9 protein-coding genes are annotated in these 11863 nt (G+C 52.3%); 5 read left to right on the top strand and 4 right to left on the bottom strand.

The window, feature by feature from the left end; translation table 11 throughout:
- Positions 1-83 precede the first annotated feature (83 nt).
- Together argR and recN are read left to right on the top strand one after the other, a co-directional pair.
- Complete coding sequence (argR, locus tag ACTQZS_RS00510) at positions 84-539, top strand: arginine repressor (RefSeq protein WP_441474089.1); 456 nt, start codon at positions 84-86, stop codon at positions 537-539.
- A gap of 55 nt (positions 540-594) precedes the next feature.
- Positions 595-2274, top strand: a complete 1680-nt coding sequence (gene recN, locus ACTQZS_RS00505; RefSeq protein ID WP_441474088.1) for a DNA repair protein RecN — start codon at positions 595-597, stop codon at positions 2272-2274.
- A 25-nt stretch (positions 2275-2299) separates the two neighbouring features.
- Here the strand turns inward: recN and ACTQZS_RS00500 are convergent, their stop codons facing one another.
- From ACTQZS_RS00500 to ACTQZS_RS00490, 3 genes are all read right to left on the bottom strand, one after another.
- Positions 2300-3937, bottom strand: a complete 1638-nt coding sequence (locus ACTQZS_RS00500) for an ABC1 kinase family protein (protein WP_441474087.1) — start codon at positions 3935-3937, stop codon at positions 2300-2302.
- Positions 3938-4452: 515 nt separating this feature from the next.
- On the bottom strand, positions 4453-4854 hold the full coding sequence (locus ACTQZS_RS00495) for a phasin family protein (protein WP_441474086.1): 402 nt from the start codon (positions 4852-4854) through the stop codon (positions 4453-4455).
- Between the two features lie 120 nt (positions 4855-4974).
- The gene (locus tag ACTQZS_RS00490; RefSeq protein ID WP_441474085.1) at positions 4975-5340 is read right to left on the bottom strand and encodes a diacylglycerol kinase family protein; all 366 of its coding nucleotides are present in this window, start codon (positions 5338-5340) and stop codon (positions 4975-4977) included.
- Between the two features lie 310 nt (positions 5341-5650).
- Here ACTQZS_RS00490 and hcp point away from each other — a divergent pair, with 310 nt between their 5' ends.
- Entirely contained in the window at positions 5651-7513 is a 1863-nt protein-coding gene (gene hcp, locus ACTQZS_RS00485; RefSeq protein WP_441474084.1) for a hydroxylamine reductase, read from the top strand.
- A gap of 172 nt (positions 7514-7685) precedes the next feature.
- Here hcp and ACTQZS_RS00480 read toward each other — a convergent pair whose 3' ends face one another.
- Entirely contained in the window at positions 7686-8738 is a 1053-nt protein-coding gene (locus tag ACTQZS_RS00480) for an SPFH domain-containing protein (protein ID WP_441474083.1), read from the bottom strand.
- A gap of 368 nt (positions 8739-9106) precedes the next feature.
- On the opposite strand from ACTQZS_RS00480, the gene ACTQZS_RS00475 reads away from it, so the two are divergent.
- Together ACTQZS_RS00475 and cls are read left to right on the top strand one after the other, a co-directional pair.
- Entirely contained in the window at positions 9107-9844 is a 738-nt protein-coding gene (locus ACTQZS_RS00475; protein WP_441474082.1) for a hypothetical protein, read from the top strand.
- Positions 9845-9876: 32 nt separating this feature from the next.
- A complete protein-coding gene (cls, locus tag ACTQZS_RS00470; RefSeq protein WP_441474081.1) occupies positions 9877-11439 on the top strand; it encodes a cardiolipin synthase in 1563 nt (520 codons plus the stop codon).
- Positions 11440-11863: the final 424 nt, after the last annotated feature.

Raw genomic sequence — 11863 nt, 5'->3', positions numbered from 1 at the left:
CGGGCGCGGAGAGGAGAAGAACGGAAGCTGTACGAACGGGCGGCGCGCTGGCGCCGTAAACGTTTTACGGATGGAGGATTCAGGTGAAGCTTGAGAGACAGACGGAGATATTAAGACTGATCCATGAATATGAGATCGATACACAGGAGGAACTCGCCAGAAGGCTGCAGGAGAACGGATTCGATGTGACGCAGGCAACCGTCTCGAGAGATATCCGGGATATGAAGCTCACGAAGGTTGCCGGAGAAAATGGCCATCTGCGGTATACGCTTCTCCAGAATCAGGCGAAGGATACCGCCGGGCGATACGTGCGTATGCTTCGGGATGCGGTTACGGCGATCGACGTGGCGGGAAACCTGCTGGTGGTTCACACGGGCTCCGGAATGGCTATGGCAGCAGCGGCCGTCATAGACGAGATGAGCTGGGAGGAAATCGTCGGATGTATCGCGGGAGACAATACCATTTTCTGTGCCACGAGGAGCGTTGACGAAGCCATGCGTGTGAAAGACAAGTTTCAGAAGTTACTGGAAAAATTCTGAGTCTCGACGGAAAAATTTTTCCGTGACCTCAGCAGTAAACAGGAGGAAGAAGAGAATGCTTGCAGAGCTTCATGTCAGGAATCTGGCTCTGATCGATGAGGCGGAGGTTGCCTTCGGCCCGGGTCTGAATATTCTTACCGGCGAGACGGGAGCCGGAAAATCCATCCTGATCGGTTCCATTAATCTGGCACTCGGCCACAAGATGCAGAAGGAAATGCTGCGCAAGGGGACGGGAGCCTGTCTTGTGGAGCTCGTTTTTCAGATTGAGAATCCGACGATTCTGCAGCGCCTTCAGGATATGGATGTTGATACCGAAGAGGGGCAGCTGATCATTACACGGAAAATCACGGACGGCAGAAGTATCTGCCGCCTGAACGGAGAAGTAACAACCGCTGCGAGGATCCGGAAGATTTCCAGCCTTCTTCTGGACATTCACGGGCAGCATGAGCATCAGAAGCTTCTGTACCCGGACAACCAGCTGGAAATTCTGGATGAGTACGGGCAGGATATTCTTGCCCTGCCTCTCGAACGGGTGGAGGACTCGTATCAGGCGTGGCGCGCGGTATGCGAGGAGCTGAAGGAGTATGAGATTGATGAGAAAGAGAGAGAACGTGAGCTTTCTTTTCTGAAGTATGAGATCAGCGAGATTGAGGATGCCGCTCTGGTTCCCGGCGAGGAAGAGGAGCTTGAGAAAAAATACCGGCTGATGTCGAACAGCAAGAAGATCGCGGAGTCATTGGGCGAGGTACACCGTCTGACCGGGTATGAGGATGGCGCCGGAGACATGACCGGACGTGCGGTACGGGAGCTGTCGCAGGTGGCCGGATATGACGAGGCGCTCTCGGGATTTGCCGCGAGCATCGGGGACATTGATAATCTGCTGAATGATTTTAACCGGGAGATATCGGATTATCTGTCGGAGTTTACCTTTTCCGAGGAGGAGTTCTTCGAAACAGAGAAAAGGCTGGATCTGATTAACGGTCTGAAGGCGAAGTACGGAAAAACGACGGCGGACGTTTTGGAATATCAGGAACAGCAGAAGAAAAAGCTGGAAAAAATGGAAAATTTCGACCGGCAGAAGCAGGAACTTTTAAAAAAGAAGGAAGAGCTGCAAAAGAATCTGGAACAGGACTGCCGGGCACTATCCGATGAGAGGCGGAAGGCAGCTGCGGATCTCTCCGCCGGAATCCGGGATGGACTGAAGGAGCTGAATTTCCTCTCGGTAGAATTTGAGATCCGTTTTTCCAGGACCGCCAGCTACAGCAGAAAAGGATATGACGCAGTAGAATTCCTGATCTCGACCAATCCGGGTGAACCGGTTAAGCCGCTGGCATCTGTTGTTTCCGGAGGTGAGCTTTCAAGAATAATGCTGGCGATCAAGACGCTTCTGGCGGACAAGGACGACACAGAGACTTTGATCTTCGATGAGATTGACACCGGAATCAGCGGAAGGACGGCACAGAAGGTGTCGGAGAAGATGGCAAGGATCGGAAGAAATCATCAGGTGATCTGCATCACACACCTGGCGCAGATTGCGGCAATGGCGGACCATCATTTCGAGATCGCCAAAAGTGTGGAGAATGCGTCCACGATCTCCAGGATCCGTGAACTCAACAGCGAGGAGTCTGTGGAGGAGCTGGCACGCATCCTGGGAGGAGCAGAGATCACCCGCGCGGTGCGGGATAACGCAAGAGAGATGAAGCTTCTCGCAGAGGAGAAAAAGAAGGCACTCTGATCACGGTGCGCTGAATTATCCGGTGTTATTTTGGCTTTGTCGCGAAGTGCCGGATCACGAGAAAGAGTACGATGACGCCCGCAGCGGAATAACCGAGAAAACCGAGAAGCGGCATTCCAAGAATCTTCGGGTGCATATCCGTGAGACAGAGAATGCTGGATGAGATCAGTAGCGCGACCACCCACATGCCGATGACGATGTTCTGGACGAGCTTCCGCAGAAGCCAGGCAAGATTTTTCGAGGTTTTCAGCTCCAGGTTGACACGGCTCTGTCCGTTCAGATATTCTTTCATGATGCGGCTCATCAGCGAGGGAAGCTTTGCGGAGTCTCTGGCGGCGTGGAAAAGGTCCTGCCCGCTGTGACTGAGAGCCTCCTTCCAGTCAAAGCTTTTCAGATAGGAGGCCTGGATTCGCTGAGAGGCAATTTCTGCCATATTGATGTCCGGACTGATCTCTGCAAGGTCACCTTCCATATGGGTCAGCCCTCTTGCCAGCATAGTGAGACCGTGCGGCATAGTAATTCTGTTTTTCTTCATGGCGTCCATGACATCCATGAAGAAATCTGCAATGTCTATTCCGGCGATGTCCGTGTCGCCGTAGCGCTGAAGGATATCACGCAGATCCTGGTACAGCTGTTCTCTGTCGGGCTTTCCCTTTCGGAAATCCGCCAGCGACAGTACCGCGTTCTCCACGCGTGACACGTCATGATCGGCAATTCCTTTCACTGCCTCTGTGAGCAGACCGCGTTCTCGCTCATTGAGGCGTCCCATCATTCCCATGTCGATCCAGATGATCTTTCCATCCCTGATTCGCAGATTCCCCGGGTGCGGGTCCGCATGGAAGAACCCGTCGTTAATGACCTGCTTGATGTAGTTGTCGACCAGCTTCGCTCCGATTTCGTGAAGATCATAGCCGTTTTTCTGAAGGGCTTCTGTACCCGTGATGGAAAATCCGTCAATGTATTCCATGACGAGAACCTGTGAGGTTGTGTACCTGCGGTATAGCGTCGGTACGCCGACGAATGCGACATCACTGTTGCATCGGGCAAACTCTTCCATGTTGTCTGCCTCTTTCAGGAAGTTCATTTCCTCCTGTGCAACCGACCACAGTTCATCGAGAACCTGACTGAGATCCACGACATTTTTAAGCCCGCCGATGGAAGGCAGTAATCTTACTGCCCGGTGGAGAAGCCGGATATCCCGGGACATGGTGTCGTATATGCCCTTCCGCTGCACCTTGATGATAACGTTCTCACCGGTTTTCAGACGCGCGCGGTGTACCTGGGCGATGGACGCGGAGCCAAGAGAGACAGGGTCGATGCTCTCGAAGATCTCGGACCATCTGTCGCCGTAGGAGGTCTCGATGACGGAGATGACGTCGGAGAAGGGCATGGGCGTCACTTCAGAATTGAGCTTCATCAGCTCTGTGCAGTATTCCTTGGGCAGAATATCGGAGTGAAGGGACATAATCTGTCCGAGCTTGATATAGGTAGGGCCAAGTTCCTCGATGACAATTCGAAGCTTCTCCGGGGTGACGCCGCGGAAGACCTTATTTTCGAGGAGAATCTGCGTGATCTCCTTCAGACGGGAGGAACTGTCCGGCTTTTTTTCTGGATTTTCGGGAACAGCAGGATTGTTGTTCGCTTTCTCTTCTGCATGATTCATGACAAATTCTCACATTCTCTGTAAAGATCTGTGGTCCGCAGGGACACCACAGGTGTATCAGCATGCCGTGACGGAGGAGGAAAGCCGGCAGTATTGGCCGCTTACGCGTCACTTCGTGCTCATACCTGTTGTCGTCGCTAATGTTCTTGCCCACTGGTGAGCAAGCTCCCCGTGGGCCAAGAACATTGCGACTGGACTTTTCAGTAAACCTCATACGATAAGGCGTGCCACATACTGTATAAGTCCCCGCGTCACTTCGCTGCTTCGCAGCTTCCGTGCCGCTAACAGGTATTCGCATTCCCGCGTTGCTTCGCACCGCTCCATGCTCATACCTGTTGTCGTCGCTAATGTTCTTGCCCACTGGTGAGCAAGCTCCCCGTGGGCCAAGAACATTGCGACTGGACTTATACAGTAAATGAGCCCCGCAGGCGGAACGCTGAGGCCGGTGAGACCGCAGAATGCTCCGTGCTGTGGGGCGGGTCGGACAAGGAATTCAGGCTGTCCGGATGGCAGGCTCAGTCGTCCGGGGTTTCGGCTGCAGCGCTTTTTTCTGCAGAGGTCTTGTCTGCAGAGGTATCCTTCGCGGCAAGCTGCTCCTTCAGAGCGGCAAGCTGTTCAGGAGTCAGGCTGTTGAGCATTTCGGAGAAGTCGTCTCCGTTGGGAGCGGCTGACGGTTTCTCGGAATCGGCTTTCGCCGCGGTCTTCTCCTTCGCCTTTGCCATTGCATCAGCTACGGCGTCATCTACCTTGTGCTTGAGCTCCTGATTCAGAACTTTCCCCTGCTCAACGGTAAGCTCTCCCTTTTCGACGAGGCTGTCGATGGCCGCCTTTGATTTCTCCGCGCCGAGAGCTACAGCTCCCACACCCGCGAGAAAGATTTTACGGAAGGTATCCGTCAGTTTTAAATCGTCACTCATAATGATTCCTCCTTTTCTGCACTCATAGGGTTGAAGATTGGTGTATATATTATTCCCGAATTTCATGAGGAGTAAATACGATATTGGTTTGGGCTGCTTCCGACTTTCAGACCCGCAGGATCAAAATACCTTCGGGACAAAAATGAGGAGCCCGATGATTGCGGCAAAAATCGCCGATATCAGAACCGCTCCGGCTGCAGCATCCTTTGCAAGCTTTGCCAGCGGCTGTCTCTCCGGGGATACCAGATCGATACAGGCTTCGATGGCGGTATTGACAATTTCCAGGCTCAGCACCTGCGCGAAGAGAATCATGCAGATCATCCATTCAGTCATGCTGATGTGCAGGACGCAGCCGGCAATGATGACAAGCGTCATAAAACCCAGATGAATCTTGATGTTGCGCTCTCTGCGGATGCAGGCCCAGATGCCCTGGAAGGCATATCCGAAGCTTTTATATAAGGGATTCTTTTTCAATTTGACGCTCATCCTCTGCTTTACAGGCTTTTCTTTTCCAGCTTCTGCTACATAATTATATAATTTAATTGTACCACTGTCCGCGCCGCAATACAACTTCCAACCGTCCGTGTCAGCTGCGGGTGGACGGTATCTCTGTGAATGATGACCGGTATTTTACGAGACAGGGTATATGGGATCGGGCTTTGTATGGACGGTATCAGCGTGAAGTGCAGCCGGAAACAGGAAAGAAATTAAATTTTGTAAGATTTGTTACGGCAAAATTGTATTTTTCTGTTATACTGAACTCATTCTAATGTTGAAGTTAATCCCAGGAGGTATAATGATGGATAAAAATAACGCGATGTTCTGTTATCAGTGCCAGGAGACGATGGGCGGCACGGGCTGTACAAGAGTAGGAATGTGCGGTAAGAAGCCGGATCTTGCTGCGATGCAGGATCTGCTGATCTATGTGACGAAGGGACTGTCTGCAATTGCCACACAGCTTCGCAGAGAGAAGGCAGAGATCACGGCGGATGTGAACCACATGGTGACGGCCAATCTTTTCGCAACGATCACGAATGCGGATTTTGACAAGGAGGACATCATCTCCAGAATTGAAGCAACGCTGAGGAAGGAAGATGAGCTTCTGGCAAAGGTGAGCAAGAAGGATGCTCTGCCGGAGGCTTCTCTGTGGAGAGGGTCTCGCGAGGAATTTGCGGCAAAGGCCGCGGGTGTCGGAGTTCTTGCCACAAAGGATGAGGATATCCGCAGCTTCCGCGAACTGATTACCTACGGAGTGAAGGGACTTGCCGCTTATGTGAGTCACGCGAACGCACTTGGAAAGGAAGATACCGAGATCGATATGTTCATACAGAGGGCGCTGGCACAGACCATGGATGATACGCTCACCGGTGGAACCCTTCTCGCACTTGTGATGGAGACCGGACGCTATGGCGTTCGCGGCATGGATCTGCTGGACCGCGCCAACACGGAGACATACGGCAATCCGGAGATTACAAAGGTGAATATCGGCGTTCGCAGCAACCCGGCGATTCTGATTTCCGGTCATGATCTGAAAGATCTGGAGATGCTTCTGGAGCAGACGCAGGGAACCGGCGTGGACGTATACACACACGGCGAAATGCTTCCGGCGCATTACTACCCGGCGTTCAAGAAATATGAGAATTTTGCCGGCAACTACGGAAACGCGTGGTGGAAGCAGAAGGAAGAGTTCGAGAGCTTCAACGGTCCGGTTCTTCTGACCACGAACTGCCTGGTTCCGCCGAAGGATTCTTACAAGGATCGTCTGTTCACAACCGGCAATGCCGGCTATCCGGGCTGTGTTCACATCGACGCGGATGAGAATGGACACAAGGATTTTTCCGCGATCATCGAGATGGCTAAGAAACTGCCTTCACCGACGGAGATCGAAACCGGAGAGATTGTCGGAGGCTTCGCGCATAATCAGGTATTTGCGCTTGCGGACAAGGTGGTGGACGCGGTAAAGAGCGGAGCGATCCAGAAGTTTATCGTGATGGCCGGCTGCGACGGCCGCGCGAAGACCAGAAGCTACTATACGGATTTCGCGAAGGCGCTGCCGAAGGATACGGTGATTCTGACAGCGGGCTGCGCGAAGTACAGATACAACAAGCTTGATCTCGGAGAGATCAACGGGATCCCGAGGGTACTGGATGCTGGACAGTGCAACGATTCGTACTCCTTGGTTCAGATTGCGCTCAAGCTGAAAGAGGTGTTCGGATACGACAATCTGAATCAGCTTCCGATTGTCTACAACATCGCATGGTATGAGCAGAAGGCGGTAATCGTACTGCTTGCTCTCCTTTACCTGGATGTCAAGCACATTCATCTGGGACCGACGCTGCCCGCGTTCCTTTCCCCGAATGTCGCAAACGTGCTGGTGAAGTATTTCGGCATTTCCGGAATCGGCACCGTTCAGCAGGATATTGACTCCATGCTTGGAGGTTCTGATCAGCTGATCCGCGCGGATATGATTGTCGGCGATATTGTGCAGGCATATCCTTCTCTGGTGCCGGTAATGCTCAGCTGCGGTCTTCACTGCATCGGCTGCGGTGTCTCTGAAATGGAGACACTTGAAGAGGCATGCATGACCCACGGACTGGATGTGTATGATATGCTGGATATTCTGAATGACGAGCTTGCGCACGAAAAGAATAACAAGTGATTTTCTGATGCAGATATGAGAGACCGCCACACCGGCTGTATTGCAGTTGGTGTGGCGGTCTTTTATTTACGCGAACAGTGAGCCGCAGCCGAATGCGAAGTATTCGTGTGCGGCGAGCGTCGCGATAGCGAGATAAAACTCGCGCAGCGTGTTTTATCTCGTTGGCGGTGCGTTATATTTCAGTGTTGTCAGAGCGCTGATCTTCAGAGACAACAGAAGAATTGATCGCGGCGGAAGCGGCTGCCGCTTCCCGTCCGCCCCGTCCGGTCTCGTTCGTGATGCAGGGATCCTTCGGAACTGGCGGCTTCGGTTTCGCGTTGCGGTTGATGGGTGTCGCATCACCGATTCCCAGTGCCTCCCCGGCTACGCCGAGAGAGGAGATGACATTCGCAATGTCAGAAGGCATGTAGATCTTGGTGGCTCTGCCGTCGGAGACGTCCTTGAGGGCTTCGATTCCCTTCAGCTTCAGGACACTCTCACTGATGCCTGCCCTGTTCAGATCGCTGATACCTGCAGCCTCCGCCTCATAGACGAGCTTGATGGATTTTGCGCGCCCCTCGGCCAGAGCGATCTGAGCGTCACGTTCCGCTTCAGCGGCCAGAATCTTCGCCTTCTTGTCGCCCTCTGCCCGGCTTACAACGGCTTCCTGATGCGCCTGTGCCTCCAGAACAGTCTGACGGCGCTCGCGTTCTGCCCTCATCTGCTTCGTCATGACCTCTTCGATCTCCTTCGGGGGCTGGATATTCTTGATTTCCACGCGGGTGACCTTGATGCCCCAGGGATCGGTCGCCTCGTCGAGAATTGCCTGCATTCTTCCGTTGATCGTCTCGCGGGAGGTGAGCGTCTGATCCAGTTCCATGTCGCCGATGATGTTCCGCAGCGTCGTTGCGGAGAGGTTCTGCAGACCGGAGATCGGATTTTCAATTCCGTAGGTATATAGCTTCGGATCAAATACATAACAGAAGACAACCGAGTCGATCATCATGGTGACGTTGTCCTTGGTAATGACTGGCTGCGGCGGAAAGTCCAGTACCTGTTCCTTCAGGGATACTTTTTTGGCGATTTTTTCAACGATAGGCATTTTCAGATGAAGACCCGCATTCCAGATTGTCTTGAACTTTCCGAGGTGTTCAATGACGTATGCCTCTGCCTGCGGAACAATCCGAATGTTCGCCGCGATCAGCCAGATAACGAGAATCGCCAGAATAATCCAGATAACTGCCATATGAAATACTCCTTTCATGGATGACTGCAGGGCTGCTTATATGCAGCGCATGAAGCAGCGCGGCAGCCGGGTTTATACAGTATTGTAGTGTGGGTAAAGCCCGCGCAGGCGGCTGTCGAAGTCTCTGCCCGCGTTCTTACGAGATGGCGGCTTCAGCTGTATCATTAGTATATCATGACATATCCGCCATCGCATTAATTATTTTCGGAAAGTAAGTGAACTATCTAAAAATAGTGAGAATTGTATTCTGCGAACGTAAGGTATGCGACAGTAAACCCTCATCCCCCGCAGCCGGATTGTTTTTAGGTGTCTGAAGTTATAAAATAGATAGTAACTCGTTACAAAAACTGAAGAAATGTGAGGACAATATGCGATTTAAGAAGAAAAATACGGAGGTGATTGATGACCCGGTCCGTCACGCGGAATCCGTGTATCAGAAGAGATTTCACGTTGTGCAAAAGGCAGTACCGTGGGAATCGGTTTCTGGTGTATGCGTGACCTCGCAGTTTGCTTCCCTGGGAAAGGGGTATCAGAGACACTGCGGCCCTGTGGCGATTACAAATCTGATTCTGACACTGGATAAATGGTCTCTATGTGGAAGAAATCGGGGAAATTCTGTAAGAATGAACGGGAGATCTACGGATTCCGGGCAGAACTGGCAGGATTCCGGGCAGTCTCTTCTGCCGGAGGACGTTTTCCTTCGGGTGAGCAGAATCGGTGAAAAAACGCTGATCTATCATAACATGGATCTTTTTCATCATTTCGGAGGAACCAGTGATGCTCTGACGGGACTTTATATCCGGGTCTGCCTGAGAAGGTATCACCTGTCATGCTCCGTCCTGCCATGTGTTCCGTATCGGAAGGGCCTTTTCATGGAATGGGCGAAGGAGGGACGGATCCTGTATCTGCAGCTGCGGAATCATCCCTGCTACGGGGATCATCATGTGATCTGCTACGGGGCAGTAGAGGTAGAAAGCGGGGACCGGGAGGAGCACGAGCTCTACCTTGCGATCGCGGACGGATGGGCGCCGCATCTGCGGTATCTTGCCGTGTCCGGACTCGGGATCTGCTTCGTGCATCAGATTATTCCGGAGAAGAACAGATAAAAAATATCCGCAGGGAGAACAGGAGGAGCGCTTTGAGTGAGAAGATGAGAGTCGAGCAGAAGAGCTGGACAAAGACAAGTATTGTGCGGGTGTTTTTCTTCGTGATCCTGATCGTTATACAGTTCGCGTGGATTTTTACAATGATCACCAGTCTGGAGGCCAGGCTGCCGTGGCTTTCCACGACGATTACCTTCGGCGCCATGATTCTGACGCTTACGATTTTTGCGCGGCACATGAACGCGTCGTATCGGATGTTTTGGATGATGGTTGTAATGGCTTTCCCGATGGCGGGAATTGTCTTTTACGCGATCATGGGAAGAAAAAATTCCACCCGGCGCATGCGGCGTGAGTTTGAGGCAATCGATCATGAGCTGTTCCGGAAGCTGAAGCAGAGCCGAAAAACGCTGGAGACATTGGAAAAAGAGGATCAGAGAGCTGCCGGAGCCTCCAATTATCTGTGGAAGACCTGTGGTTTTCCGGTGTACCAGAACACGCGGGTGAAGTTTTTTCCGGATGCGGCGGAAGCCTTTGAGTCACAGCTTCAGGATCTTGAGAATGCGCAGCATCATATCTTCATGGAATATTTCGCAATTGAAGAGCAGGGCGCCTTTGAAAGAGTGTTCCGGATTCTGAAGAAGAAAGCCGCGGAGGGCGTGGAGATCCGCATGATCTACGATGATATCGGAAGCATTGCTTTTCTGAACCGGAAATTTAACCGGAAAATGGAACAGGCGGGCATTCACTGTATCCGTTTTAACCCTGTGCTCCCGCTGCTCAATATCTTCATCAACAACAGGGATCACAGGAAAATCATGGTGATTGACGGAAAAATTGCCTATACCGGCGGATACAATATGGCGAATGAATATTTTCATATAACAAAACCGTATGGCTTCTGGAAGGATACCGGAATTCGTCTGGAGGGCGCTGCCGTGCGCAGTTTTTCTCTGATCTTTCTGGAAATGTGGGATCTGCTCAGTCACACCGACCCGGATTGCGATGTGAAGAAATATCTGCCGGAGATTCCCGGCGGGATCGAGAGTGACGGCTATGTGCAGCCCTATGCGGACAGCCCTCTCGACGATGAGCCGACCGGTGAAGAGGTGTACATGAATATGCTCAGGTCGGCCAAGAACTACGCGTATTTTGTGACACCGTACCTGATTATTACGGACGAAATGCGGCGGGAGATGGTGGGCGCCGCGAAGAGAGGGGTTGACGTGAGAATCATCACCCCGGGGATCCCGGACAAGAAACTGGTCTACCAGGAGACAAGGTCCTACTATTCGGGACTGGTCCGTGGAGGTGTGCGGATTTATGAGTATACGCCGGGCTTCTGTCACGCAAAGATGAGTATCGTCGATGACCGGTCGGCCACAGTCGGGACGATCAATCTGGATTACCGGAGCCTGTATCTTCATTTCGAGGATGGGGTTCTGTTCCACCGCAGCAGTATTGTCGGGGAGATCAAGGCGGATTTTGAGAAGATGCTGCTGGAATCCGAAGAGGTGACGGATCGATACCGGAAGGGTGCGCAGACGATCCTGCAGCGGTCTGTGCGCGCGCTTCTCCGGTTCGTTGCGCCGCTTCTCTGAGACGGTAAACAGCGTCACATACTTTATTGGGTGGGGATTGCTTCGTGTTCTGCACCAGAGTCTCTTATGTTGTGCTTCTCGTGTGACGATCCGTTGTGTCGGATCCCTGTCCGCTGGGATTTGCGTCTCTTACGCGCGTTTTGCGTGCGACGCTCCTGTCTGCGTTTTCGAAGATGTGATACAGCAACAGGAATCCTTCCCGGTTTTGCAGAATGCCGCTTGCAATTGAAAATACAGTGTTATATAATGAAGCGACTGAAAAGTGTAGCATTTTACTAGGGTTTATTTTACAGGAACCGCGAAAAGCGAGGAGATGGAGGACTCACACGGTATGCGATGCTATGTGCCGCGTGCCGCGCGAGTGCGTATCACGAAGAAATTCGCGGCCTGTACAGTTTGCGATCCAAGCAGATCGCAGGAATGT

The sequence above is a fragment of the Bilifractor sp. LCP19S3_H10 genome (genome assembly GCF_052119185.1).
Lineage (GTDB): Bacteria > Bacillota > Clostridia > Lachnospirales > Lachnospiraceae > Bilifractor.
Note: the sequence above shows the minus strand (reverse complement) of the source record. Positions and strands in the feature narration are given on the sequence as shown.

What these genes read in the sequence shown, in the direction of transcription:
- recN (WP_441474088.1), top strand. Translation starts at nt 595, where the DNA reads ATGCTTGCAGAGCTTCATGTCAGGAATCTGGCTCTGATCGATGAGGCG.
- ACTQZS_RS00500 (WP_441474087.1), bottom strand. Translation starts at nt 3,937, where the DNA reads ATGAATCATGCAGAAGAGAAAGCGAACAACAATCCTGCTGTTCCCGAA.
- ACTQZS_RS00495 (WP_441474086.1), bottom strand. Translation starts at nt 4,854, where the DNA reads ATGAGTGACGATTTAAAACTGACGGATACCTTCCGTAAAATCTTTCTC.
- ACTQZS_RS00490 (WP_441474085.1), bottom strand. Translation starts at nt 5,340, where the DNA reads ATGAGCGTCAAATTGAAAAAGAATCCCTTATATAAAAGCTTCGGATAT.
- hcp (WP_441474084.1), top strand. Translation starts at nt 5,651, where the DNA reads ATGATGGATAAAAATAACGCGATGTTCTGTTATCAGTGCCAGGAGACG.
- ACTQZS_RS00480 (WP_441474083.1), bottom strand. Translation starts at nt 8,738, where the DNA reads ATGGCAGTTATCTGGATTATTCTGGCGATTCTCGTTATCTGGCTGATC.
- ACTQZS_RS00475 (WP_441474082.1), top strand. Translation starts at nt 9,107, where the DNA reads ATGCGATTTAAGAAGAAAAATACGGAGGTGATTGATGACCCGGTCCGT.